Here is a 23,222-nt window from a genome sequence, read left to right as displayed (position 1 = left end):
CCGACTTACTCAGCGCCGCCAACGAAGTCCAGATTCTGGCCTTCTTTTAAGGTGACGTAAGCTTTTTTCCAGTCGCTACGACGACCGATACGCTGTCCGTGACGTTTAACTTTCCCTTTAACTACCAGGGTGTTAACGACTTCGACTTCGACTTCAAACAGTTTCTGCACAGCAGCTTTGATCTCTGCTTTGGTCGCGTCTTTAGCAACTTTGAGAACGATGGTATTGGTTTTTTCCATCGCAGTAGACGCTTTTTCAGAAACGTGCGGTGCACGAAGCACCTTCAGCAAACGTTCTTCACGAATCATGCCAGCATCTCCTCAACTTGCTTAACAGCATCAGCAGTCATTACGACTTTGTCGAAGGCGATCAGGCTAACCGGGTCGATACCAGTTGCATCGCGTACGTCAACCTTGTGCAGGTTGCGCGCAGCCAGGAACAGGTTCTCGTCCAGCTCACCGGTGATGATCAACACATCTTCCAGAGCCATGTCTTTCAGTTTCTGTGCCAGCAGCTTGGTTTTCGGTGCTTCAACAGAGAACGTCTCGACAACGATCAGACGATCCTGACGTACCAGTTCGGACAGAATGCTTTTCAGCGCGCCGCGGTACATCTTTTTGTTAACTTTTTGACTGTGGTCCTGCGGACGCGCAGCGAAGGTCACGCCACCTGAACGCCAGATCGGGCTCTTGATAGAACCTGAACGCGCACGGCCGGTGCCTTTCTGACGCCACGGCTTTTTGCCGGAACCAGTTACTTCAGCACGAGTCTTCTGAGCACGAGTACCCTGACGAGCACCAGCTGCATAAGCAACAACAACCTGGTGAACCAGCGCTTCGTTGAAATCACGACCGAAGGTAGTTTCGGAAACAGTCAGCGCGCTCTGCGCGTCTTTCAATACTAATTCCATTGCTATCCCCTTACGCCTTCACAGCTGGTTTAACGATCAGGTCGCAGCCGGTTGCACCCGGGACACCACCTTTAACCAGCAGCAGGTTGCGCTCAGCGTCAACACGTACTACGTCCAGGCTCTGAACGGTTACACGTTCGTTACCCAGCTGACCTGCCATTTTCTTGCCTTTGAACACTTTGCCCGGAGTCTGGTTCTGACCGATAGAACCCGGAACGCGGTGAGACAAGGAGTTACCGTGAGTAGCGTCCTGGGTACGGAAGTTCCAGCGCTTAACGGTACCTGCGAAACCTTTACCTTTAGAGGTACCGGTTACGTCAACTTTTTTAACGTCAGCAAACAGTTCAACGCTAATGTCCTGACCAACGGTGTATTCTTCACCATCTGCCAGACGGAATTCCCACAGGCCGCGGCCAGCTTCAACGCCAGCTTTAGCAAAGTGGCCAGCTTCCGGCTTGGTTACACGGTTAGCTTTTTTAGCACCAGTGGTAACCTGAACAGCGCGATAGCCATCGTTAGCCAGATCTTTGATCTGAGTAACGCGGTTTGCTTCAACTTCGATAACGGTTACTGGGATAGAGACGCCATCTTCAGTGAAGATGCGGGTCATACCCACTTTTTTACCGACTAAACCAATCATTGTATCAACCTCTCAATCGCTTGATGACCTGATTAACCCAGGCTGATCTGCACGTCAACACCGGCAGCCAGATCCAGACGCATCAGAGCATCAACGGTTTTTTCAGTTGGCTCAACGATGTCAACCAGACGCTTGTGAGTGCGGATCTCGTACTGATCGCGCGCGTCTTTGTTAACGTGCGGAGAGATCAGAACGGTAAAACGCTCTTTGCGGGTCGGCAGCGGGATCGGACCACGAACCTGCGCACCAGTGCGCTTGGCAGTCTCGACGATTTCCGCGGTTGATTGATCGATCAGACGATGATCAAACGCTTTAAGACGGATACGGATTCTTTGGTTCTGCATGAGACCAGAAGCTCCAGTTATTTATAGACGAAAATAATTACTCCTCACACCCATTACGATTGATGGGGGAGTGTAATCGTTCTTACGTAGCTCCCCAATTGGGAGCATTGTTGGCAACAAAATGCGTTACCGGGGTTCATATCGAACCAGCCGTCAATTACGACAAGCCCGCGCATTATACGTAAATCTGGTGTCGACGCAAGTGATGTTTAGAAAACAAGCAGGTTAATTGTGTTTTCAGGCGCAGTGTCGCAACTACAGATGCAATTGCATCCGGCATCGTAGGTTGTTCTGAAGACGCCACGCAATTATCTATTTTCTGAGTGGTGAACTGATTTCTTCTCCCTGAGACTGACGTCACGTCAGGGAACAAAGGCTGCAACGGATGGCATGTGCTATTGGGTTTATCATCGTCTACATCGCACTATCGTTTGCTTTGGCTATCGTCGATATACGCCAGGGACTGCTTCCTGATGCCCTCACCTGCCCTCTGTTATGGTGTGGGCTGCTGTGGCATTTACTCTGCCAGCCGCAAGAGTTAGCCAATGCCGTCTGGGGAGCAATCGCAGGCTATGCAGGCTTCGCGCTCATTTACTGGGGTTACCGCGGCGTAAGACGGCGGGAGGGACTGGGCTATGGTGACGTAAAATTTCTTGCGGCGTTAGGGGCATGGCACGGCTGGCAAAACTTACCTTACCTGATTTTACTTTCTTCCTTACTGGCCTGCGCGTTCCTTACTGTCTCCGTTCTGCGCACCGGTCAATGGCAGACAATAAAAAACCCGCTGCCCTTCGGCCCTTATATGGCCGCAGCGGGTTTGATCGCCGGTTGGCAGACGTTTTATCTGTCGGCTATTTTGCTTCGACTCTGATTTGCGATTGAATGTAGTTCTGCAAACCGATTTTGCCGATCAGATCCAGCTCGGTTTCCAGCCAGTCAATATGCCCTTCTTCATCAGCAAGGATTTCGATCATCATGTCGCGGCTTACGTAATCATGAACACTATCGGCATACGCGATCGCTTCACGAAGATCCTGTGCACCTTCAAGCTCAAGACGTAAATCCGATTGCAGCATTTCTTCGACATCTTCACCGATCCCTAACTTACCGAGATCCTGAAGATTGGGGATGCCTTCGAGAAACAAAATACGCTCGATGTACTTATCGGCGTGCTTCATTTCATCAATGGACTCATGGTATTCAACATCATTGAGGCGCATCAGGCCCCAGTTTTTAAACATTCTCGCATGGAGAAAGTACTGATTGATTGCGACAAGCTCATTTCCCAATAATTTATTGAGATAACTTATGATTCTAACATCACCTTTCATTATATAGTCCCTCCGCTTCCACTTATTGAAGCGTAGATGGGGCTACCGGGATGTCAAAAAAAAGTTGGGGCTTCAGGCAATCTCTTTGTATTCCGGGATCTGGGTCAATTCATCCTGCATTATTTCTCGTGCCGCGCGGATACATTTCCCACACTGATTCCCCACCGGAATGAATTTACGTAGCTGCTGAAAGGACTGGGGGTGAAACTGACGCACCGCCTGGCGGATTTTTTTATCACTGACACCATTACACAAACAAACGTACATGATCACTCCCGTTCAATTTATGCGCAAAGTGTAAATGAGAATAGTTATGATTACAATAGCTGCATATTAACGTTTGTATCAAATAATAAGTACCAACAGAGATGCATCCATTCGCTACATAAGTTGTTATGCCCCGGTATCACCGGGGCATAATGGCGTTTATTCTTCAGTTGAAAGGCTGGCTTCCGGGACGCAGTTTATCAATGTTTCCCTCCGGCTAGTTTCGGTAGTTTGGCTTACGGCCGGCGATGCTTTCAGCGGTTCGGTCAGGGAAGTCAACGAGCCGCCGGAAATCCCTATCTCTTTTAACAACGAATCGATTAACGGTGCCTGGGTACGATAGGAAAGCGCAGCGGATAACGCTTGCTCAGCAAGGTTTCCACCGCTCGCGCCGCCAGCGGTCACGTCTCCGGCCACGCCACCACGGTTCAGGCCATCGACCTGAATGATCTTAATACCGTCGATCGACTTCATCGGCTCAACGGATTTTTCAATAACAGCTGGCAGGGATTGCAGCAGCGCCAGTTTGAACTTGAGGCTGGTTTGCTCATCGGAAAGCACGTTGATAGCGTCATTAATCGCCCGCTGGGCTTCCGCTTCCGCCAGCCCTTTTTTACGCGTCGCCTCCGCCAACTCCACGATAGCGGCGGCCTGCATCTCTGCCGCTTCTTTCTCTGCCTTCGCCCGCACGGTCAGTTCAACCGCTTTGGTTTCCGCATCCTGCTCAGCGGCAATTAGTGCTACCTGTTTTGCACGATCCGCTTCCGCCGTCTGGCGCGTGGTTTCAACGTTTTGCTGCGCACGAACTGCTTCAGCTAAGGCATCGTTGGCGCGCGCTTCCGCCTGGGATTGCAGCTCGGATTTGGCGGCGATGGCAATGGATTTTGTCTGGTTGGCGATTTCCGTGACCTGTTGCTGTTCGATCTCTTTGATTCGCACCTCACGCTCGGCCTCGACCTTTCTGGTACGGACCGCCTGCTCGCGTTCAATTTCGCTTTCCTGAATCTGCCGTTCGGCCAAGATGCGCGTCTGCTCTGCCTCACGATGGCGTTCAGCTTCAAAGGCGGCAATTTTGGCATTCTGCTCGGCAGTGCGGGTTTTTACCTGCTGCTCCTGCTCAAGCGTCATAAAGGCTTCCTGCTGTTCAATCTCCAGTTTGCGCGACAGGGCGTCACGGTTTTTCTCACGTACCGCCACTTCTACGTCTTGTTCAACCTCGTTACGTTCACGGCGGCGACGCTCGGTTTCCTGCGTCAGCTTGGTCAGACCCTCGGCGTCAAAGGCGTTATTGGGGTTGAAATGCTCTTTCGAAGTCTGATTAAAGTTGGTCAACGAAACGCTCTCCAGCTCCAGGCCGTTTTTCGACAGATCTTCCGCGACTGTGTTCTGTACGCCCTGAACAAAATTTTCGCGGGTATCCTGGAGCTCATGCATGGTCATCTGTGAGGCAGTAGCGCGCAGGGCATCGACGAATTTATCTTCAACCAGCATACGTAAATCTTCTGGCGAAAGCGTACGTTGTCCCAGCGTCTGCGCGGCGGTAGCAATACCTTCTACAGAAGGTTTAACCCTGACAAAAAACGCCACGACGACATCAACGCGCATACGGTCTTTGGTAATCAGACTATCAATGGCTGCGCGGCTCACCTCAAGTTTGAGGGTATTCATATTGATAGGAATAATTTCATGAAAAATGGGCATCACAATGGCACCACCGCTCATCACCACTTTCTGCCCGCCAAGGCCGGTACGCACAAACGCCTGCTCAGCGGAGGCCCGGCGATATAGCCTTGCGAAAATAATACCGATAATTAACAAAATGATAACCACAACAATCGCGGAAACCATCCATGATGGCAGCATGCCTAATACATCATCCATTATGTGTGTCCCTTTAATTAATAACGCTATTACAAAACATCCGGCCAGGGGTTCAGCTCTGCTAAATAGCGCGTAGCTGAAAGCCGACAAACGATCAGCACCTTGTCCCCTTTATTGAATTCTTTGCCCTCTTCAGGTTCCAGCAGTAAATAGTGCACCTGACCAAATTTATCGACAAATTTGCCTTCGCAGGGCAAGCCAGATTTACCCGCATGACCAGTAATAATGGCCATACACCCTATATAATCATCTTCCGTAATGGCGGTAGTTTCATCCCGGGGCAACCAGGGTGCAACGGCGTTGCCGGTATAGTGCGTGGCCACGACGGAAACAGCCAGGCTAATCGGTGCCAGCAGGAGATTGTTCAGGGGAGTTTGCCAGAACGTAACCCAGCCGTGCTGTGCGAGTATGCCGAACAGTCCAAAGTACCCGGCCAGTAAACAGAGTGCCACAAGCGCGGGGAGCCGCCCAATATTCAGATAATGAAGTACCTGCCCAATGTTGCCTTCGCTTAATGCATCATAATGGTCAAGATGGGCGTCAAGCGCGCCGGAGAGGAGGTGACCACAGAGGAGGGAAATAATTTCCAGCAAACCGATAAGTAATATGAATGAAATAGCGAACAGGTAAGGTCCGTTATATGGCGTAAATAAAAGCATGCATCCACTCCTGTGACGACATTCCATATTGGTACAGCAACAACGCTTTCGACGCTTCTTATTCCTCTTACAATATCATATTCAACAACGAGAAATGAATTTAAACGGTCTCAGATACAATGCCTGCTGGCGCTCCTGACTCTTGTCAGGCAGAATATTTTATAAAAGCCATAAAAAAAGAGCGCCGAAGCGCCCTTTTCAATTCAAAGCTAAATATTAGCCCAGAACTTTAGCAACAACGCCCGCGCCAACGGTACGGCCGCCTTCACGGATTGCGAAACGCAGACCGTCGTCCATCGCGATCGGGTGGATCAGGGTAACAACCATTTTGATGTTGTCGCCCGGCATTACCATCTCAACACCTTCCGGCAGTTCGATGGTGCCAGTCACGTCAGTTGTACGGAAGTAGAACTGCGGACGGTAGCCTTTGAAGAACGGAGTATGACGGCCGCCTTCATCTTTGGACAGGATGTACACTTCAGATTCAAACTTGGTGTGCGGCTTGATTGAACCCGGCTTAGCCAGTACCTGACCACGCTGGATTTCTTCACGTTTGATACCACGCAGCAGAACACCACAGTTCTCGCCTGCACGACCTTCGTCCAGCAGTTTGCGGAACATTTCAACGCCGGTACAGGTGGATTTCGCAGTATCTTTGATACCAACGATTTCAACTTCTTCACCTACTTTAATGATACCGCGCTCTACACGACCGGTAACAACGGTACCACGGCCGGAGATGGAGAATACGTCTTCGATCGGCAGCAGGAACGGCTTGTCAATCGCACGCTCTGGTTCCGGGATGTAAGAATCCAGGTAGCCTGCCAGTTCGATGATTTTTTCTTCCCACTCTGCTTCGCCTTCCAGCGCTTTCAGAGCAGAACCACGAACGATCGGAGTATCGTCGCCCGGGAAGTCGTACTGGGACAGAAGTTCACGAACTTCCATTTCTACCAGTTCCAGCAGCTCTTCGTCATCAACCATGTCGCATTTGTTCAGGAACACGATGATGTACGGAACGCCTACCTGACGACCCAGCAGGATGTGCTCACGGGTCTGCGGCATCGGGCCGTCAGTCGCAGCAACAACCAGGATCGCGCCGTCCATCTGCGCAGCACCGGTGATCATGTTTTTAACATAGTCGGCGTGGCCCGGGCAGTCTACGTGCGCGTAGTGGCGAGTCGGGGTGTCATATTCAACGTGAGAAGTGTTGATGGTGATACCACGAGCTTTTTCTTCCGGTGCGTTATCGATCTGGTCGAATGCACGTGCAGCACCGCCGTAGGTTTTAGCCAGTACGGTAGTGATTGCAGCGGTCAGAGTAGTTTTACCATGGTCAACGTGGCCGATAGTACCGACGTTGACGTGCGGTTTTGTACGTTCAAATTTTTCTTTAGACACGGCTATATTCCTTACTATAGCGCCCCCTCTCTGAGGGGGCACGGGACATTGGTTTTTAACCCCGGGGCTTATTTACCACGGGCTTCGATTACGGCCTGAGCAACGTTGTTCGGTGCGTCATCATACTTCAGGAATTCCATCGTATATGATGCACGACCTTTGGTCAGAGAACGCAGCTGAGTTGCATATCCGAACATTTCAGACAGCGGTACTTCAGCATGGATCTTAACGCCCGTTACTTCAGATTCCTGACCACGCAGCATACCACGACGACGGCTAAGGTCACCGATGACATCACCAGTGTTCTCTTCCGGCGTTTCTACTTCAACCTTCATGATCGGCTCAAGCAGAACAGGTTTCGCTTTCTTAAAGCCATCTTTAAAGGCGATAGAAGCGGCCAGTTTAAACGCCAGCTCAGAGGAGTCAACGTCATGGTAAGAACCGAAGTGCAGACGCACACCGAGGTCAACTACCGGGTAGCCAGCCAGCGGACCAGATTTAAGCTGTTCCTGGATGCCTTTATCAACGGCCGGGATGTATTCACCAGGAATTACACCACCTTTGATGTCGTTGACGAACTCGTAGCCTTTCGGGTTTGAACCCGGCTCCAGCGGGTACATGTCGATAACAACATGACCGTACTGACCGCGACCACCAGACTGCTTGGCGTGTTTACCTTCGATATCGGTAACTTTCGCGCGAATCGCTTCACGGTAAGCAACCTGAGGTTTACCGACGTTCGCTTCAACGTTGAATTCGCGTTTCATACGGTCAACGATGATGTCGAGGTGCAGCTCACCCATACCGGCGATAATGGTCTGGTTAGATTCTTCGTCAGTCCATACGCGGAAAGACGGGTCTTCTTTAGCCAGACGGCCCAGAGCCAGACCCATTTTTTCCTGGTCAGCTTTGGTTTTCGGTTCTACAGCGATGGAGATTACCGGTTCAGGGAATTCCATACGCTCCAGAATGATCGGCGCATCCGGGTTACACAGAGTGTCACCAGTGGTTACGTCTTTCAGACCGATCGCAGCAGCGATGTCGCCCGCGCGAACTTCTTTGATCTCTTCACGTTTGTTAGCGTGCATCTGTACGATACGGCCAAAACGTTCACGAGCAGATTTCACAGAGTTCAGTACGGTGTCACCGGAGTTAACCACGCCAGAGTACACGCGGAAGAAGGTCAGGTTACCCACGAACGGGTCGGTAGCGATTTTAAATGCCAGCGCCGCAAACGGCTCTTCATCGCTAGCGTGACGCTCAGCCGGAGTATCTTTACCGTCGTCCAGCATACCGTTGATCGCAGGAACGTCAGTCGGGGACGGCAGGTAATCAATTACCGCATCCAGCATCGCCTGAACACCTTTGTTCTTGAACGCAGAACCACAGGTTACCAGGATGATTTCGTTGTTCAGAACGCGCTGACGAAGAGCAGATTTGATCTCTTCTTCAGTCAGTTCTTCACCACCCAGGTATTTTTCCATCAGCTCTTCAGAAGCTTCAGCTGCGGATTCGATCAGGTTCTGGTGCCATTCTTCAGCCAGGTCCTGCATGTCAGCCGGGATATCTTCGTATTCGAAGGTAACGCCCTGATCTGCATCGTTCCAGTTGATGGCTTTCATTTTCACCAGGTCAACAACACCGGTGAAACCTTCTTCAGCACCAATCGCCAGCTGCAGCGGAACCGGGTTCGCGCCCAGACGGGATTTGATCTGACCAACAACTTTCAGGAAGTTCGCACCCATACGGTCCATTTTGTTAACGAACGCGATACGTGGAACTTTATATTTGTTTGCCTGACGCCATACGGTTTCAGACTGTGGCTGAACACCACCAACTGCGCAGTAAACCATTACCGCACCGTCAAGAACACGCATGGAACGTTCTACTTCGATGGTGAAGTCAACGTGCCCCGGGGTGTCGATGATGTTGACACGATGCGGTTCATACTGCTTAGCCATACCAGACCAGAATGCAGTAGTCGCTGCGGACGTGATGGTGATACCACGTTCCTGCTCCTGCTCCATCCAGTCCATGGTTGCTGCGCCGTCATGAACTTCACCGATTTTGTGGTTCACACCGGTGTAGAACAGAATACGTTCGGTAGTGGTGGTTTTACCGGCGTCGATGTGCGCACTGATACCGATATTACGATAGCGTGCGATGGGTGTTGTACGAGCCATTTGATTCCTCGTTTATTGCATTAGGCGTTCAGATAAGTTTTCCAGTGCGGACGCTTACCTGAAGCGCCCGCCTGTTGACTATGACTCCGAAGGGATTACCAACGGTAGTGTGCGAACGCCTTGTTGGCTTCTGCCATACGGTGAACGTCTTCACGTTTCTTAACTGCTGTACCTTTGTTGTCAGCAGCGTCAGAAAGTTCGTTCGCCAGGCGCAGAGCCATGGATTTATCACCGCGTTTACGAGCAGCTTCAACGATCCAACGCATTGCCAGGGCATTACGACGAACCGGACGAACTTCAACTGGAACCTGATAAGTAGAACCACCAACGCGGCGAGACTTAACTTCTACAGTCGGGCGCACGTTGTCGAGAGCGACTTCGAAGGCTTCCAGTTCATTTTTACCAGAACGCTGAGCCAGGGTCTCCAGCGCGCTGTATACGATTGCTTCTGCAGTAGATTTTTTACCATCTACCATCAGGATATTGACAAATTTAGCCAGCAGTTCTGATCCGAACTTCGGATCCGGCAGAATTTTACGCTGACCAATGACGCGACGACGTGGCATGGAAATACTCCGTTGTTAATTCAGGATTGTCCAAAACTCAAAGAGTTTAGTTTGACATTAAGATAAAACGTTTGGCCTTACTTAACGGAGAACCATTAAGCCTTAGGACGTTTCACGCCATACTTGGAGCGTGATTGCTTACGGTCTTTAACGCCGGAGCAGTCAAGCGCACCACGAACGGTGTGGTAACGAACACCCGGGAGGTCTTTTACACGACCGCCACGGATCAGGATCACGGAGTGCTCCTGCAGGTTGTGACCTTCACCACCAATGTAGGAAGTCACTTCAAAACCGTTGGTCAAACGAACACGGCAAACTTTACGCAGTGCAGAGTTCGGTTTTTTAGGAGTGGTAGTATATACACGAGTACATACGCCACGTTTTTGCGGGCATGCTTCCAGCGCAGGCACGTTGCTTTTTGCAACTTTGCGAGCGCGTGGTTTGCGTACCAGCTGGTTAACTGTTGCCATTAAATAGCTCCTGGTTTTAGCTTTTGCTTCGTAAACACGTAATAAATCGTCCTCATACAATATGAGGACGCAGAATTTTAGGGCTGTGCAGAAAAGGTGTCAAGAAATATACAGCGATCTTGTCATCACCAGGCCAATTGGCCTGAATGTTTTATCGTGAGTCTGACGAAACCAGTATAGTCAACCCTGACGACACTGGTCGAAATTTGAGCAGAAAAACCACGCGCATTAACGTCTTCTTCAAGCACATAGACTGATATGGGGGCGGCGCTCAGCATTTCAAGAAAGCGGTTGCCCTCAACGCCTGCCTGCACGCCGTCGGAGATCAGTAGCAGATCGTCGCCCTCACGCAGCATGCGCAGTAAGCTCGTCATATCACAATGCCAGGGAGAGTGGCGCAAGGTGTGCAGCATGTCAGCCTCAAAACGTCATAATGACGTCGTAGTTATCCAGTTTTTCCCGCAGAGCATCAGGCTCCAGCACTTCAGCGTCCAGTACGCGTGGCGTAGCGGCACTGAATCCGCGCTCACGCAGCGAAGCTGCGCACAACCAGCAGTTATCGATATCGTACAGCGGGAGCACTTTAAACGTGGCGATATAATCACGCGCCAGGATCGTCGCGGGCTGCTGACCGGCCAGCAGTTGCAATACGCCGTCGCCGAGGAAAAAAACGCCCGTGTCGTCAGTCAGTGCCGAGGTAGCCAGCAGTGCATCCAGCCCTTCCCGTCCGGCGGAAGAACCGTGCGGCGCGGTGGTAAAAACAAAAGCGACGCGTTTCATCAGAACTGCACCACTCTGTCACAGGTGAGCGCCGCTTCCGCCAGTGCTCCCAGACCGGTGAGGGAAAATCCCTCTTCGAGGTTTGCGCCCGGCAGTTCCAGATGTCCGGATTCGGACTCATCGGTGATCCCACGACGTAACGCCGCCGCCACACAAATATGCAGCGCTACCCCGTGCTCCTGATGCAAACGCTGCCACGCCCGCACCAGATCAAACTCGTCGCTGGCCGGAGAGGTGAGCTGATTCGCGTTATAAACACCTTCTCGGTAGAAGAAGACGCAGGCCAGTTCATGCCCCTCAGCCAGCAGCGCCTGGGCAAACTGCCACGCGCTCGATGCCTGTTGAGTTCCGTAGGCCGGGCCTGTCACCAGCAGGGCAAAACGCATTATTTATCCTGCCCCAGAAAATCGCCGCTTTTGAACTGGCGGATGTAGAGATAAACGGTGTGCTTCGAAATGTTCAGGCGGTCGGCGACCTGGTTAATCGCATCTTTAATATCAAAAATGCCTTTTTCATAAAGATTCAGCACGATCTGGCGGTTCTTGGCGTTATTCGACACGTTGCGATCGGCGTTCACCTCTTCAATCGTGAACTCAAGGGTTTGCGCGACCAAATCATCTACCGAGGAGGCGAAGTTAACCGACGATCCCACGTCTGGCGTTTCCGGGGGGATAAAGGTATTCATGATCTGCGAGAACGGCACGTCAAGGTTCATGTTGATGCACAGCAGGCCGATCACCCGCTGATCGCGATTGCGTATCGCGATAGTCAGCGACTTCATTAGCACGCCGCTTTTGGCGCGCGTAAAGTAGCACTTCGACACGCTGCTGTCCGCGCCGGTCATATCATGTAGCATCCGCAGCGCAAGGTCGGTGATCGGAGAACCAATTTGCCGCCCGGTATGCTCGCCATTAGCGATACGAATGGCGGAACACTTTAGATCTTGTAGAGAGTGCAGCACGATTTCGCAATGGGAGCCAATAAGCATCGCTAACCCGTCCACTACCGCTTCGTAGGATTTCAGGATATCGAAGTCGGTCTGATCGAATGGACGTTGATCCAGTAAATCAAGTTCGCTGGTTTCGTTGGTTAAAAGCGACCTGGACATGAAAGAAAGCACTCCTTTTCAGGAACCTGTCGTTATGTTTTCAGGGCAGGCTCGATTAACACCAATAACTATACGCAAAATCATTCAGGATGCGTCAAGGGAGAGCTTATAGGCGGGCGAGTGTAGCCAACGCAGAGGCAGCCTGAAGAATGACGAGTATAACCTAATACAGCAGAGGTTCTGCTGACCAGATTTAATTATACCGTTCTGCAATAAAAAACCGCCGCCTGAAGCGGCGGCGATAATCATTTTTTATTTTTTAGCAGCATCTGCGGCTTTATCATCGGCGGCGGCAGGAGCATCCGCGTTGGCAGGGGTGGCCGGTTTGATGTCCAGCAGTTCTACGTCAAAGACCAGCGTAGAATTGGCCGGGATACCCGGTACGCCGTTTTTGCCGTAAGCCAGTTCAGGTGGGATAACCAGTTTGATCTTGCCGCCTTTCTTGATGTTTTTCAGGCCTTCAGTCCAGCCCGGGATCACACCATCCAGACGGAAAGACAGCGGCTCGCCACGGGTGTAAGAGTTATCGAACTCTTTACCGTCCGTCAGCGTACCTTTGTAGTTTACAACCACGGTATCGCTGTCCTTAGGCGCGTCACCGCTACCCGCTTTTTCTACTTTATACAGCAGACCGGTAGAGGATTTTTTCACCCCTTTCTCTTTGGCGAACGCATCGCGGTAGGCTTTACCTTTGGCTTCGCTTTCAGCCGCGTCTTTTTCCATCTTCGCCTGAGCGGAGGCTTTTACGCGGGTTTCAAACGCTTGCAGAGTCTGTTCGATTTCCTGATCGGACAGTTTGCTCTTGTCAGCAAAGGCATCCTGAACACCGGCGATCAGTTGGTCTTTATCCAGTTTAATACCCAGTTTTTCTTGTTCTTTCAGGGAGTTTTCCATGTAGCGGCCCAGCGATGCACCCAGCGCGTAAGCAGACTTCTGGTCGTCATTTTTGAACACAGCTTTGCTGTCAGCGGCCGGAGCAGCTTTGCTCTCAGTAGCCGGTGCAGCGGTAGTTGCAGTTTCTGCGGCAAAGGTCAGCGGCGCGTTCAGCGCGACAGCCATTGTCGTCGCCAGCAGAGTAACTTTAAACAGTGATTTCATCCATATCTCCAGGGCCGGGGCATCTCACCCCAGGTTAACTTTCAAATTAGAAGCGTACTATAAAGCGTTGCAGAAGAAATCTACAGACGGACTCTCCCTAATTACGGATCTTTTCAGACTATTTTTGTTTAAATTAGTTTCCTCTGGAAAGAGGTCGATGCTGCGCGACAAGACAAAGTTGGGTAGAATCCGCCCGCCAGCTACCACAAGCCGCAGAGAAGAGGTGAATCATGCAGGATAAAACGATGGAAGCGCGTCTGGCGGAACTGGAAAGCCGACTGGCATTTCAGGAGATCACGATTGAGGATCTTAACCAGACGGTGACCGCACACGAAATGGAAATGGCGAAACTGCGGGAACACGTGCGCCTGATGGCGGAAAAACTGAAAGCCAGCCAGCCGTCGCACATGGCGTCGCCTTCAGAAGAAACGCCGCCGCCCCATTATTGAGGCGTAAAAAAAGCGGGTTGCCCCGCTTTAGTATGATAACGACAATTAGTGACAGCCGCAGCCGCCGTGACCGCCGCAACCACCTTTACCGTGGTCGTGATCGTGGTCATGGCCGTGACCGCCGCAGCAGCCATCGTGACCGTGGTCATGATCGTGGTGATGATCGTGCGCGCCATGTACGTGACCATGCTCAAGCTCTTCAGCCGTAGCTTCACGAATCGCAACCACTTCCACGCTGAATTTCAGGTTCTGACCTGCCAGCATGTGGTTACCGTCAACCACGACGTGATCGTCTTCAACGCCAGTGATTTCAACCGGCACCGGACCCTGGTCGGTTTCCGCCAGGAAACGCATGCCCACCTGCAGTTCATCAACGCCCATAAAGACGTCTTTAGGTACGCGCTGAACCAGGTTTTCATCGTACTGGCCGTAAGCGTCATTTGCTTCCACAGCAACGTCAAATTTATCGCCTGGTTCATGGCCTTCCAGCGCATTTTCCAGACCAGAAATCAGGGAGCCGTGACCATGCAGATAGTCCAGCGGCGCACTTACCGGAGACTCATCAACTAATACACCGTCTTCTGTACGTACCTGATAGGCCAGGCTGACCACCAGGTCTTTTGCTACTTTCATGATATCTCCTGAGCAAGGGAAGAATAGTGGCGCAGATTGTAGCGGAATTCTGCACGCGTGTACCCTTTAGCTTAAAAAAACCTGCGGCATCTCGCTAGTCCGGATGAAAAATGCCGATCACTTGCTCTTCTTTGCGCACATGATCGCGGGCCTCTTTATCGGCCTCACGCATCTGATGGCCGCACTTAACGCATTCAACTATATCGACATTATTTTCCCGCCATATAGCCAGCGTGTCCTGCGCCTGGCAGGAGGGACATTTTGCGCCTGCAATAAAACGTTTACGGACTGGCATTATTTACTCCTGATCTGATCCATCCCAGCCGTCAAGCTGGTGACGCTCCTGATGCATTTCACGCTGGAAGATCTCTTCCAGCTCCCGCCGCGCTTCCTGTACGCGAGAAATTTGCACCGTGTCGGTGTGTACCGGCATAAGTTCACGCAGCATTCGCATATCCAGACGACGAAAATGAAGCTGCGCGCGGTGCGCCTGGTGCGGATGCACGCCTAACGAAATCAGCGCCTTACGCCCCAGTTCCAGGGCGCTGGAAAAGGTTTCACGGGAGAACTGGGTAACCCCCGCCTGGAGCAATTCGTGGGCCTCCACACGGCCTCGCGCTCGCGCCATAATCTTTAACTGCGGAAAATGCTGCTGGCAAATTTCCACCAGCTTCATGGTATCTTCCGGCTCATTACAGGTGATAACGATGGACTGCGCCTCTGCCGCACCCGCTGCATGCAGCAAATCTACCTGGGTAGCGTCGCCGTAATACACTTTATAGCCGTATTTACGCATCAGGCCCACCGCGCTGATATCGCGCTCCAGCACCGTAATGCGCATTTTATTGGCCATCAGCAAACGCCCGATCACCTGACCAAAACGGCCAAACCCGACGATAATGACCTGCGGTTTGTCGTCATCTACCCACGGTTTTTCATCTTCGTCATCCGGACCGTTAAACTGCCGCGCCAGCCGTTTATCGATGGCTTTCATCAACAGCGGCGTGGTCATCATCGACAGCGTGACCGTCACCAGCAGCAGCGCCATCTGATCGTTCTGAAACAGTTTTTGCGACGAGGCCGTAGAGAACAGCACAAAGGCAAATTCACCGCCCTGACTGAGTACCCCGGCAAACTGCAACCGCTCAGAGCTTCGCAGTCCATACACCCGCGCCAGCAGATACAGCACCAGCATTTTGACCGCCACCAGCGCAAACACGCTGAAAGCCACCCACAGCAGATGCGTGTAGAGCACGCCCAGGTTGAGCGACATGCCGACCGAAATAAAGAATAGCCCCAGCAGCAGGCCTTTAAACGGATCGATGGACGATTCCAGCTCGTGCCGGTATTCACTTTCCGCCAGCAATATCCCGGCGATAAAAGTGCCCAGCGCCATCGACAGCCCCAGCGCATCCATAAACAGCGCCGAGCCGAGCACCAGCAGCAGCGTGGCGGCAGTAAACACTTCGCGCACGCCAGAGGCGGCGATAAAGCGGAACACCGGACGCAGTAAATAACGCCCGCCAATCAGCATCCCGGCAAACGCCAGCACTTTCATGCCGATTTTGATCCAGTCAAAGTGATCGTCGCCGGCTCCCGCCAGTAGTGGCACCAGCGCCAGCGCCGGGATCACCGCCAGATCCTGAAACAACAGCACCGAAAAGCCGAGCTGCCCGGATTCGCTGCGGTTCATCCCCTTCTCACGCATAAGCTGAAGCGCCATCGCCGTCGAGGACATGGCAAGGCCAATCCCACCAACCACCGCCGCCTGCCACGAAAACTGCGTCAACATCAGCAACCCGCCGAGGATCGCCGCGCTGAAGATCACCTGCGCCGCCCCGACGCCAAAAATCGAGCGCCGTAACTCCCAGAGCTTGCCGGGGTTCAGTTCCAGCCCGATGATAAACATCAGGAACACTACGCCCAGTTCCGAGAAGTGCAGGATCTCGTCGACGTCACTGATAAAACCCAGCCCCCACGGACCGATGGCAATTCCCGCCAGCAGATAACCCAGCACCGCGCCGATGCCCAGACGCGCCGCCAACGGTACCGCCACGACCGCCGCAAAAAGAAACAGGACGCCAGCCAGTAACAGATTGGATCCCTCCATTACTGACCTCCATTGTTAAGCGGTGACGCCAGCCACTCACCGTAAGCTTTGGCCCGACTGGCCAGCTCCTGCGGTGTTTGTCGTCTGGCCCAATACACGATAATCGGGTTAAGCCAGTGCATACGGCACATGGCGGCGGTTAACTCAAAAGGGCGCAGAACATCGCTCATCGGGTAGCGATTCAGCGCGTCGTGCCGATAGGCGCTCTCCGGCTCACCGGTGGTGATCACACTCCGCCAGTACTTTCCCGCCAGTTGGTTCCCTCCCGGACCGCTGGAAAACCCCCGGCTCAACACACGATCCAGCCACTCTTTCAGCAGCGCCGGGCAGCTATAGGTATACAGCGGATGCTGAAACACGATGACATCGTGCTCCAGCAACAGCGCCTGTTCGCGCGGAATATCAATAAAAAAATCGGGATACTGCGCATAGAGATCGTGCACAGTAACATTTTGCAGCTGCGTGGCCGGCTTAAGCAAAACCCGGTTGGCTACCGAGTCCTGTGATTCCGGATGGGCATACAGCAGCAGTACTTTCGCTGTCTGCGACATCATTCCCCTCCCGGGTTTGTCGTTCTGTCTCATTCGGGCCATATTGCTGCCAGAATGATTTTGTCTATCGTCTTCATTATGGGCTACCATTGCGCCCCGGTGCGGCATTTTGCCAGCAACCTTACATTATCATAATGACAAATTAACATAGTCTGAACATACGGCACCTTATGATTGTTTTCTCCTCGTTACAAATTCGCCGCGGCGTGCATGTCCTGCTGGACAACGCCACGGCCACCATTAATCCGGGCCAGAAAGTCGGCCTGGTGGGTAAAAACGGCTGCGGTAAATCCACCCTGCTGGCGCTGCTGAAAAATGAGCTGAGTGCCGATGCCGGTAGCTTTACGTTTCCCGGCACCTGGCAGCTCGCCTGGGTGAATCAGGAAACGCCCGCCCTGCCCCAACCGGCTCTGGATTATGTTATCGACGGGGATCGTGAATTTCGCCAGCTCGAAGCGCAATTACAGGCGGCGAATGACGCCAATGATGGACACGCGATTGCCACTATCCATGGCAAACTGGATGCGGTTGACGCCTGGACTATTCGTTCACGCGCGTCCAGCCTGCTGCACGGCCTTGGCTTTTCTAACGAACAGCTGGAACGTCCGGTCAGCGACTTCTCCGGCGGCTGGCGGATGCGTCTTAACCTGGCGCAGGCGCTGATTTGCCGCTCCGACCTGCTGTTGCTGGATGAACCAACCAACCACCTCGACCTTGATGCGGTGATCTGGCTGGAGCGCTGGCTGAAAAGCTATCAGGGCACGCTGATCCTGATTTCCCATGACCGCGACTTTCTCGATCCGGTGGTGGATAAAATCATTCATATCGAACAGCAGTCGATGTTTGAGTATACCGGCAACTATAGCTCGTTTGAGATACAGCGAGCTACGCGCCTGTCGCAGCAACAGGCGACGTATGAAAGCCAGCAGTTGCGCGTGGCGCATCTGCAAAGCTTTATCGACCGCTTCAAAGCCAAAGCCAGTAAAGCAAAGCAGGCGCAAAGCCGCGTGAAGATGCTGGAACGGATGGAGCTTATTGCGCCGGCGCACGTTGATAACCCATTCCACTTCAGCTTCCGCGTCCCGGAAAGCCTGCCTAATCCGCTACTGAAAATGGAAAAAGTGAGTGCCGGCTATGGCGAACGTACCATTCTCGATTCCATTAAATTGAATCTCGTGCCTGGTTCACGCATTGGCCTTCTTGGTCGCAACGGCGCAGGGAAATCGACGTTAATCAAGCTGTTGGCAGGTGAACTGGCCCCGACGCACGGCGAAATCGGCCTGGCGAAAGGGATCAAGCTGGGTTATTTCGCTCAGCACCAGCTGGAATTTTTACGCGCTGATGAGTCCCCGTTACAGCATATGGCGCGGCTGGCACCGCAAGAGCTGGAGCAGAAGCTGCGCGACTACCTTGGTGGCTTTGGCTTCCGGGGCGATAAAGTCACCGAACGAACCGAACGTTTCTCCGGCGGTGAAAAAGCGCGTCTGGTGCTGGCGTTAATTGTCTGGCAGCGCCCGAACCTGTTGCTGCTCGATGAACCCACCAACCACCTCGACCTCGACATGCGTCAGGCGCTGACCGAAGCGCTGATTGAGTTTGAAGGCGCGCTGGTGGTGGTGTCGCATGACCGTCACCTGCTGCGTTCCACTACCGATGACCTTTATCTGGTGCACGATGGCAAAGTCGAGCCGTTCGACGGCGATCTGGAAGATTACCAGAAATGGCTGAGCGACGTTCAGAAGCAGGAAAGCCAGCCTGACGATACGGCGAAAGACAACGCCAACAGCGCTCAGGCGCGTAAAGATCAGAAGCGTCGTGAAGCGGAACTGCGTACTCTGACCCAGCCGCTGCGCAAAGAGATTGCCCGTCTGGAAAAAGAGATGGAAAAACTTAACGCGCAACTGGCGAAAGCAGAAGAGAAGCTGGGCGACAGCGAGTTGTACGATCAGAGTCGTAAAGCCGAACTGACCGACTGTCTGCAACAGCAGGCCAGCGCGAAAGCGGGTCTGGAGGAGTGCGAAATGGCCTGGCTGGACGCACACGAACAGCTGGAAGCCATGACTCAGGGCGACTAATTCTTCTCTTACGGAGCGGCCATAGATGATCCCGGATATCTCCAGCGACATTACCTTTCGCAAACTCGCCATCTTCATGACGTTTATGGAGAAAGGAAATATCGCCCGTACCGCCGAGGCGCTGGCGTTAAGTGGCGTCAGCGTACATCGCGCGTTGCATACCCTGGAAGAGAATGTGCGCTGCCCGCTGTTCATTCATAAAGGCCGCAATCTGATGGCGCTGCCAGCCGCCGTGACGCTGCTGGAGTATTGCCAGGAAGTCATGCAACTGATGGCGCGCGGTCTGGAAGAGACACGCAAAACCGCTGGCGTGGGGCAGGGTCGTTTACGCGTCGGTACGCTCTATTCACTGACGCTGGAGACTGTACCGCGCCTGATTATGGGGATGAAACTACGTCGCCCGGATCTGGAAATGGATCTGACGATGGGATCCAACGACGCGCTGCTACGAATGCTGGAAGACGGCATTCTTGATGCGATCCTGATTTCGATTTCTGAAAGCGAGATCGACCATAACAGTCTCGAAGTGCTGCCGCTGTTTCACGACGACATTTATCTTGCCGCCCCTGCCAGCGCATCGCTGGATACGACAAAACTGGCTGATCTGCGCGACTACCGTGACCAGAAATTTGTCTCGCTGGCCGAAGGTTTTGCCACCTACGTAGGTTTCCAGGAAGCGTTTCATATTGCCGGTTTTGAGCCGGAAATTGTCACCCGGGTTAACGATATTTTTTCGATGCTCAGTCTGGTGCAGGCTGGCGTTGGTTTTACCCTGATGCCGGGCCGGATGAAGAAGATGTACGAAGGATCGGTAAAATTGCAGAAGCTTTCGCAGCCGTATCAAATGCAGCAGCTTATTGCCATTGTCTTCGCCCGCAACCGCGAGATGGACCCGAACCTGCTGGCGCTGGCGGCGGAAGGCCGTATGTATGCCCGCAGCTTGCAGGAAAACGCCTGAGAGATATGACGCCGGATGGCACAGCGTAAGCCACCGGGTAAACCTGCCGGGTGGCTTACGCTGTGCCATCCGGCCTACGTGAAAATCACTTACAATCAGCGATTTACCATAAATAAAGACTCAATCGTAGGCCTGGTAAGCGCAGCGCCACCGGGCAACGTGGCACAGCGCCGACAACCGCATCGGTCATCAACGCTGCGCTCGTAGCCGTTTCGCCAGATGTACCGCAACCTCTACCCCGCTGCGTTCCAGCGAGAGGGACTCCCCCTCCCACGCCGCCTGCCGCGTCAGACAGGTTAACACACCGCCCGGCGGCATCTCGATCGCCAGCCGCGCTTCGCGTTCGTTAGCGGCAATCACCGCTTCCTGCCAGCGCACCGTGCGTGCCATATTCATCGCCAGATCGTCGGCGATCTTTTCCGGTTGCCACAGCACGCGTCCGGTGCTGCCGCTCAGATAAGCGCAGCGCGGACGGGAAAGCGTCACATTGTTGAAAGCGGCCACCAGCTTCTGCGCCGGTTCTGCCAGCAGTGCGCAGTGCGACGGCACGCTTACCGCCAGACGATGCGCCTTGCTGGCCCCTTTATCCAGCGCCCGCCGGGCCACTTCCGCCATTACTTCATCGGACCCGGCAATCACAATCTGCGTTTCGGCGTTGAGATTCGCGATGTAAGCTCCGCTACCTTCAAGCAGCGCTTCCACCTGGCTGAGCGTCAGGCCCATAATCGCCGTCAGCCCATAGCCATACGGATACGCCTGCTCCATCAAATCGCCGCGCAGCGCGACCAGTTTTAACGCATCGGCAAAATCCAGCGCTCCGGCAACCACTGCGGCGGGATACGCACCGATAGAAAGCCCGCTGACGATATCCGGCTCGACGTCGCGGCGCTGCATTTCACGCCCCCAGGCAACGCCAGCGATCAACAGCGCCAGTTGCACCGCGCGGGTATGATGTAATGCTTCGGGTGAATCCAGCGTGTCGGCCTCATCGCCCAGCACCGCACGCGCCTGCTCCATTTCACTGCCGGGAAGCTGTTGCAGCATGCCAGGGCGCTGCGTCCCCTGCCCCGGAAAGGTAAACAGAATTTTCATGATCCCTCCCTGTGCCACGGGTCGCGTACCAGACGCGGCCCCCGGCTGGTTTTCAACAATACTTTGCCGTCACGTAACCATTCTGCCAGCGCGAAGCCGCCATAAGGCGTCTCCACCTGGGTGTCCGCACGGCAAAGAACTGTCGTTAATGATTGCTGCCAGCGTTCAAGTTGCGCGGGTACCAGCGGCTGCGGCGCGCGGATCAGCAAGTCCAGATCGCTCTGGGCATGAATCACCGGAATACCAGTTGCCAGCGCGTACCCTACGCTACCAGTGACTCCCCATGTCCACGGCCACGTCTGCTGGGCAAGCTGAAGTGCCACCTGTACCGGCGGCTGCGAGATAAACGGCGAACGTAGCAGCGTTTGCGGCTCGACCAGATCGTCCGGCGCAACCACGCGGGTCACAGACTCCGAGCGAACCCAGCCCGCCGCCCGCTGGTCACGGCGCATTCCGCGAACGCCTACGGGAATGCGCCCTTGCGCGTCAACATCACGCCGCACCACTACCGGCAGGCCGGTATGCCAGACGTCATCCACCCAGGATTCCGTGATACCGTCCAGCGCGTCACGCGCGGTAAGCCAGATAAGATCGTGCGGGCGTAATGTTGAAGTCATTTTAGAGTCCTGAAGTCAGCGAGATAAACAGCGGCAGCGACAGGATACACAATACGGAACTGAGCAGCAGCACGGCTTCGGCATCCGGCGATTGCACGCCAAAGCGGTTACCAAAGACCACGCCGAAGAAGCCCGCCGCCAGCGCAATCATCAGGATCGCGGTGATGGCTACTGAACCATGCAGGCCAAACGCCAGCACCAGGCCCCAGGCAATGACCGGCTGAATCAGCAGCTTGGTAATGGTCGCGCTGATCACCATGGTGTTGATTTGCAGCTTACGGGCAGAAAGGATCACCCCGGTCAGGAACAGCGCGGCAGCCGTCGCCGACAGTCCCAGCGGTTTAATTGCCGCCAGCACCAGTTCCGGCATTTTGATGCCGATAGCGGAGAGGATCACCCCCAGCAGCGGCCCCATCACGATTGGTTTCTTCAGCGAACGCCACATCAGCACCGGCAGCATCGCCAGCGTGGAGCCGGTGTTATTGCCTTCCGCACGCGCTTTTTCACGTTCCAGAATCAGCAGGCAGAACGGCGTCATCAGCACGGAACCACAGGCAATCGACACGGCAACGGAAAGTGATGTTGCCGCCCCTTCGCCCAGCACGCTACCCAGAATCGGCAGGCCGAGCGCCGCGTAGTTCGGCAGGGCCACGGTCAATGTCAGCACCGCAGCATCCTGCGGCGATTTTTTGAAGACTTTAGTCGCCAGGAAATAAATGGCAGCGTAGGTGATCCACATTGCCAGGGTCAGTACCAGCACCAGCGGTGACTGCGCAAGAATACCGGTCCACGGCGTTTGTACCGTCGCGCTGAACAGCGTCGCCGGTAACGCAAAATCCATCACAAAGATGTTAAGCAGGGAAACATTCTTGTTATCCACCATTTTGGCCTTCCCGGCCCAGAACCCCAGCAGCATGATGATAAAAATCGGTGCAAGAGCATGAACAATCACATAAGTCATAAATCACCTGTAGTTAAAAAGAAAATCACGTCATCCTTCAGGCTGCCTTCCCCTGCGCGGGCTGAAGCACGTTGTGGTTAGTACTGGCGCGATGATTATTATTTTTCAGTTGCCTGCTCAGCGTGTTACCACGCGGCA

General features: G+C 53.6%; 28 protein-coding genes. 4 read left to right on the top strand and 24 right to left on the bottom strand.

The window, feature by feature from the left end:
* Positions 1-5: 5 nt before the first annotated feature.
* From rplW to rpsJ, 4 genes are read right to left on the bottom strand one after another with little or no spacing between them, the layout of a single operon-like run.
* Positions 6-308, bottom strand: a complete 303-nt coding sequence (gene rplW, locus ACMGGS_RS08895; RefSeq protein ID WP_000617546.1) for a 50S ribosomal protein L23 — start codon at positions 306-308, stop codon at positions 6-8.
* On the bottom strand, positions 305-910 hold the full coding sequence (gene rplD, locus ACMGGS_RS08890) for a 50S ribosomal protein L4 (protein ID WP_015960716.1): 606 nt from the start codon (positions 908-910) through the stop codon (positions 305-307). Before rplD ends, rplW begins: the two co-directional genes overlap by 4 nt.
* Positions 911-920: 10 nt before the next feature.
* The gene (rplC, locus tag ACMGGS_RS08885) at positions 921-1,550 is read right to left on the bottom strand and encodes a 50S ribosomal protein L3 (protein WP_123650841.1); all 630 of its coding nucleotides are present in this window, start codon (positions 1,548-1,550) and stop codon (positions 921-923) included.
* 32 nt (positions 1,551-1,582) lie between these two features.
* Positions 1,583-1,894 carry a 30S ribosomal protein S10 gene (gene rpsJ, locus ACMGGS_RS08880; protein ID WP_001181005.1) on the bottom strand — a complete coding sequence of 104 codons (312 nt, stop codon included), beginning with the start codon at positions 1,892-1,894 and terminating at the stop codon, positions 1,583-1,585.
* A 385-nt stretch (positions 1,895-2,279) separates the two neighbouring features.
* On the opposite strand from rpsJ, the gene ACMGGS_RS08875 reads away from it, so the two are divergent.
* The gene (locus ACMGGS_RS08875; RefSeq protein ID WP_414165811.1) at positions 2,280-2,765 is read left to right on the top strand and encodes a prepilin peptidase; all 486 of its coding nucleotides are present in this window, start codon (positions 2,280-2,282) and stop codon (positions 2,763-2,765) included.
* On the opposite strand, the gene bfr is transcribed toward ACMGGS_RS08875, so the two are convergent.
* The 13 genes from bfr to fkpA all read right to left on the bottom strand — a co-directional run bounded on the left by bfr (position 2,746) and on the right by fkpA (position 13,638).
* The gene (gene bfr, locus ACMGGS_RS08870) at positions 2,746-3,225 is read right to left on the bottom strand and encodes a bacterioferritin (protein WP_176919484.1); all 480 of its coding nucleotides are present in this window, start codon (positions 3,223-3,225) and stop codon (positions 2,746-2,748) included. The genes ACMGGS_RS08875 and bfr overlap by 20 nt on opposite strands.
* Before the next feature lie 72 nt (positions 3,226-3,297).
* On the bottom strand, positions 3,298-3,492 hold the full coding sequence (gene bfd / locus ACMGGS_RS08865) for a bacterioferritin-associated ferredoxin (protein WP_103678681.1): 195 nt from the start codon (positions 3,490-3,492) through the stop codon (positions 3,298-3,300).
* 159 nt (positions 3,493-3,651) lie between these two features.
* Entirely contained in the window at positions 3,652-5,373 is a 1,722-nt protein-coding gene (locus tag ACMGGS_RS08860) for a flotillin domain-containing protein (protein WP_414165810.1), read from the bottom strand.
* Between the two features lie 29 nt (positions 5,374-5,402).
* The gene (locus tag ACMGGS_RS08855; protein WP_414165809.1) at positions 5,403-6,032 is read right to left on the bottom strand and encodes an OB-fold-containig protein; all 630 of its coding nucleotides are present in this window, start codon (positions 6,030-6,032) and stop codon (positions 5,403-5,405) included.
* A 216-nt stretch (positions 6,033-6,248) separates the two neighbouring features.
* Complete coding sequence (tuf, locus tag ACMGGS_RS08850; RefSeq protein WP_276159198.1) at positions 6,249-7,433, bottom strand: elongation factor Tu; 1,185 nt, start codon at positions 7,431-7,433, stop codon at positions 6,249-6,251.
* Positions 7,434-7,501: 68 nt separating this feature from the next.
* The gene (gene fusA, locus ACMGGS_RS08845) at positions 7,502-9,616 is read right to left on the bottom strand and encodes an elongation factor G (protein ID WP_176916734.1); all 2,115 of its coding nucleotides are present in this window, start codon (positions 9,614-9,616) and stop codon (positions 7,502-7,504) included.
* A gap of 95 nt (positions 9,617-9,711) precedes the next feature.
* Positions 9,712-10,182 (bottom strand): 30S ribosomal protein S7, encoded by a 471-nt coding sequence (gene rpsG / locus ACMGGS_RS08840; RefSeq protein ID WP_004106370.1) that lies wholly within the window; start codon positions 10,180-10,182, stop codon positions 9,712-9,714.
* A gap of 95 nt (positions 10,183-10,277) precedes the next feature.
* The gene (gene rpsL / locus ACMGGS_RS08835; RefSeq protein WP_003023654.1) at positions 10,278-10,652 is read right to left on the bottom strand and encodes a 30S ribosomal protein S12; all 375 of its coding nucleotides are present in this window, start codon (positions 10,650-10,652) and stop codon (positions 10,278-10,280) included.
* Between the two features lie 125 nt (positions 10,653-10,777).
* The gene (gene tusB / locus ACMGGS_RS08830) at positions 10,778-11,065 is read right to left on the bottom strand and encodes a sulfurtransferase complex subunit TusB (RefSeq protein ID WP_414165808.1); all 288 of its coding nucleotides are present in this window, start codon (positions 11,063-11,065) and stop codon (positions 10,778-10,780) included.
* 7 nt (positions 11,066-11,072) lie between these two features.
* Positions 11,073-11,432, bottom strand: coding sequence for a sulfurtransferase complex subunit TusC (gene tusC, locus ACMGGS_RS08825; RefSeq protein ID WP_414165807.1), 360 nt, complete (start codon positions 11,430-11,432; stop codon positions 11,073-11,075).
* The gene (tusD, locus tag ACMGGS_RS08820; RefSeq protein ID WP_414165806.1) at positions 11,432-11,818 is read right to left on the bottom strand and encodes a sulfurtransferase complex subunit TusD; all 387 of its coding nucleotides are present in this window, start codon (positions 11,816-11,818) and stop codon (positions 11,432-11,434) included. Before tusD ends, tusC begins: the two co-directional genes overlap by 1 nt.
* A complete protein-coding gene (locus ACMGGS_RS08815; RefSeq protein ID WP_176916738.1) occupies positions 11,818-12,540 on the bottom strand; it encodes a transcriptional regulator in 723 nt (240 codons plus the stop codon). Before ACMGGS_RS08815 ends, tusD begins: the two co-directional genes overlap by 1 nt.
* Positions 12,541-12,792: 252 nt before the next feature.
* The gene (fkpA, locus tag ACMGGS_RS08810; RefSeq protein WP_414165805.1) at positions 12,793-13,638 is read right to left on the bottom strand and encodes an FKBP-type peptidyl-prolyl cis-trans isomerase; all 846 of its coding nucleotides are present in this window, start codon (positions 13,636-13,638) and stop codon (positions 12,793-12,795) included.
* 230 nt (positions 13,639-13,868) lie between these two features.
* Here fkpA and ACMGGS_RS08805 point away from each other — a divergent pair, with 230 nt between their 5' ends.
* Complete coding sequence (locus ACMGGS_RS08805) at positions 13,869-14,087, top strand: protein SlyX (RefSeq protein ID WP_414165804.1); 219 nt, start codon at positions 13,869-13,871, stop codon at positions 14,085-14,087.
* A 45-nt stretch (positions 14,088-14,132) separates the two neighbouring features.
* On the opposite strand, the gene slyD is transcribed toward ACMGGS_RS08805, so the two are convergent.
* The 4 genes from slyD to kefG form a co-directional block, all read right to left on the bottom strand.
* Positions 14,133-14,720 (bottom strand): peptidylprolyl isomerase, encoded by a 588-nt coding sequence (slyD, locus tag ACMGGS_RS08800; RefSeq protein ID WP_276163428.1) that lies wholly within the window; start codon positions 14,718-14,720, stop codon positions 14,133-14,135.
* Positions 14,721-14,814: 94 nt separating this feature from the next.
* The gene (locus tag ACMGGS_RS08795) at positions 14,815-15,015 is read right to left on the bottom strand and encodes a YheV family putative zinc ribbon protein (protein WP_414165803.1); all 201 of its coding nucleotides are present in this window, start codon (positions 15,013-15,015) and stop codon (positions 14,815-14,817) included.
* 3 nt (positions 15,016-15,018) lie between these two features.
* On the bottom strand, positions 15,019-16,830 hold the full coding sequence (gene kefB / locus ACMGGS_RS08790) for a glutathione-regulated potassium-efflux system protein KefB (protein WP_414165802.1): 1,812 nt from the start codon (positions 16,828-16,830) through the stop codon (positions 15,019-15,021).
* A complete protein-coding gene (kefG, locus tag ACMGGS_RS08785; RefSeq protein WP_176916768.1) occupies positions 16,830-17,381 on the bottom strand; it encodes a glutathione-regulated potassium-efflux system ancillary protein KefG in 552 nt (183 codons plus the stop codon). The genes kefB and kefG overlap by 1 nt, the downstream gene beginning before the upstream one ends.
* A 170-nt stretch (positions 17,382-17,551) precedes the next feature.
* Between kefG and ACMGGS_RS08780 the strand changes: the two genes are divergently transcribed.
* Both ACMGGS_RS08780 and ACMGGS_RS08775 read left to right on the top strand, forming a co-directional pair.
* Positions 17,552-19,456, top strand: coding sequence for an ABC transporter ATP-binding protein (locus tag ACMGGS_RS08780; RefSeq protein ID WP_414165801.1), 1,905 nt, complete (start codon positions 17,552-17,554; stop codon positions 19,454-19,456).
* 25 nt (positions 19,457-19,481) lie between these two features.
* The gene (locus ACMGGS_RS08775) at positions 19,482-20,414 is read left to right on the top strand and encodes a LysR family transcriptional regulator (protein WP_414165800.1); all 933 of its coding nucleotides are present in this window, start codon (positions 19,482-19,484) and stop codon (positions 20,412-20,414) included.
* Between the two features lie 189 nt (positions 20,415-20,603).
* On the opposite strand, the gene mdcH is transcribed toward ACMGGS_RS08775, so the two are convergent.
* The 3 genes from mdcH to ACMGGS_RS08760 are packed head-to-tail and all read right to left on the bottom strand — an operon-like array spanning position 20,604 to position 23,084.
* A complete protein-coding gene (mdcH, locus tag ACMGGS_RS08770) occupies positions 20,604-21,506 on the bottom strand; it encodes a malonate decarboxylase subunit epsilon (protein WP_414165799.1) in 903 nt (300 codons plus the stop codon).
* Positions 21,503-22,123, bottom strand: a complete 621-nt coding sequence (locus ACMGGS_RS08765; RefSeq protein ID WP_414165798.1) for a malonate decarboxylase holo-ACP synthase — start codon at positions 22,121-22,123, stop codon at positions 21,503-21,505. The genes mdcH and ACMGGS_RS08765 overlap by 4 nt, the downstream gene beginning before the upstream one ends.
* A 1-nt stretch (position 22,124) precedes the next feature.
* Positions 22,125-23,084 carry an AEC family transporter gene (locus tag ACMGGS_RS08760; protein ID WP_194207326.1) on the bottom strand — a complete coding sequence of 320 codons (960 nt, stop codon included), beginning with the start codon at positions 23,082-23,084 and terminating at the stop codon, positions 22,125-22,127.
* Positions 23,085-23,222 lie beyond the last annotated feature (138 nt).

Source organism: Superficieibacter sp. BNK-5, assembly GCF_047456055.1.
Taxonomy (GTDB): domain Bacteria; phylum Pseudomonadota; class Gammaproteobacteria; order Enterobacterales; family Enterobacteriaceae; genus Superficieibacter.
Note: the sequence above shows the minus strand (reverse complement) of the source record. Positions and strands in the feature narration are given on the sequence as shown.

Bases quoted from the DNA above. Each gene is read 5' to 3' on its own strand.
- rplW (WP_000617546.1), bottom strand. From the start codon at position 308: ATGATTCGTGAAGAACGTTTGCTGAAGGTGCTTCGTGCACCGCACGTT.
- rplD (WP_015960716.1), bottom strand. From the start codon at position 910: ATGGAATTAGTATTGAAAGACGCGCAGAGCGCGCTGACTGTTTCCGAA.
- rplC (WP_123650841.1), bottom strand. From the start codon at position 1,550: ATGATTGGTTTAGTCGGTAAAAAAGTGGGTATGACCCGCATCTTCACT.
- rpsJ (WP_001181005.1), bottom strand. From the start codon at position 1,894: ATGCAGAACCAAAGAATCCGTATCCGTCTTAAAGCGTTTGATCATCGT.
- ACMGGS_RS08875 (WP_414165811.1), top strand. From the start codon at position 2,280: ATGGCATGTGCTATTGGGTTTATCATCGTCTACATCGCACTATCGTTT.
- bfr (WP_176919484.1), bottom strand. From the start codon at position 3,225: ATGAAAGGTGATGTTAGAATCATAAGTTATCTCAATAAATTATTGGGA.
- bfd (WP_103678681.1), bottom strand. From the start codon at position 3,492: ATGTACGTTTGTTTGTGTAATGGTGTCAGTGATAAAAAAATCCGCCAG.
- ACMGGS_RS08860 (WP_414165810.1), bottom strand. From the start codon at position 5,373: ATGGATGATGTATTAGGCATGCTGCCATCATGGATGGTTTCCGCGATT.
- ACMGGS_RS08855 (WP_414165809.1), bottom strand. From the start codon at position 6,032: ATGCTTTTATTTACGCCATATAACGGACCTTACCTGTTCGCTATTTCA.
- fusA (WP_176916734.1), bottom strand. From the start codon at position 9,616: ATGGCTCGTACAACACCCATCGCACGCTATCGTAATATCGGTATCAGT.
- rpsG (WP_004106370.1), bottom strand. From the start codon at position 10,182: ATGCCACGTCGTCGCGTCATTGGTCAGCGTAAAATTCTGCCGGATCCG.
- rpsL (WP_003023654.1), bottom strand. From the start codon at position 10,652: ATGGCAACAGTTAACCAGCTGGTACGCAAACCACGCGCTCGCAAAGTT.
- tusB (WP_414165808.1), bottom strand. From the start codon at position 11,065: ATGCTGCACACCTTGCGCCACTCTCCCTGGCATTGTGATATGACGAGC.
- tusC (WP_414165807.1), bottom strand. From the start codon at position 11,432: ATGAAACGCGTCGCTTTTGTTTTTACCACCGCGCCGCACGGTTCTTCC.
- tusD (WP_414165806.1), bottom strand. From the start codon at position 11,818: ATGCGTTTTGCCCTGCTGGTGACAGGCCCGGCCTACGGAACTCAACAG.
- ACMGGS_RS08815 (WP_176916738.1), bottom strand. From the start codon at position 12,540: ATGTCCAGGTCGCTTTTAACCAACGAAACCAGCGAACTTGATTTACTG.
- fkpA (WP_414165805.1), bottom strand. From the start codon at position 13,638: ATGAAATCACTGTTTAAAGTTACTCTGCTGGCGACGACAATGGCTGTC.
- ACMGGS_RS08805 (WP_414165804.1), top strand. From the start codon at position 13,869: ATGCAGGATAAAACGATGGAAGCGCGTCTGGCGGAACTGGAAAGCCGA.
- slyD (WP_276163428.1), bottom strand. From the start codon at position 14,720: ATGAAAGTAGCAAAAGACCTGGTGGTCAGCCTGGCCTATCAGGTACGT.
- ACMGGS_RS08795 (WP_414165803.1), bottom strand. From the start codon at position 15,015: ATGCCAGTCCGTAAACGTTTTATTGCAGGCGCAAAATGTCCCTCCTGC.
- kefB (WP_414165802.1), bottom strand. From the start codon at position 16,830: ATGGAGGGATCCAATCTGTTACTGGCTGGCGTCCTGTTTCTTTTTGCG.
- kefG (WP_176916768.1), bottom strand. From the start codon at position 17,381: ATGTCGCAGACAGCGAAAGTACTGCTGCTGTATGCCCATCCGGAATCA.
- ACMGGS_RS08780 (WP_414165801.1), top strand. From the start codon at position 17,552: ATGATTGTTTTCTCCTCGTTACAAATTCGCCGCGGCGTGCATGTCCTG.
- ACMGGS_RS08775 (WP_414165800.1), top strand. From the start codon at position 19,482: ATGATCCCGGATATCTCCAGCGACATTACCTTTCGCAAACTCGCCATC.
- mdcH (WP_414165799.1), bottom strand. From the start codon at position 21,506: ATGAAAATTCTGTTTACCTTTCCGGGGCAGGGGACGCAGCGCCCTGGC.
- ACMGGS_RS08765 (WP_414165798.1), bottom strand. From the start codon at position 22,123: ATGACTTCAACATTACGCCCGCACGATCTTATCTGGCTTACCGCGCGT.
- ACMGGS_RS08760 (WP_194207326.1), bottom strand. From the start codon at position 23,084: ATGACTTATGTGATTGTTCATGCTCTTGCACCGATTTTTATCATCATG.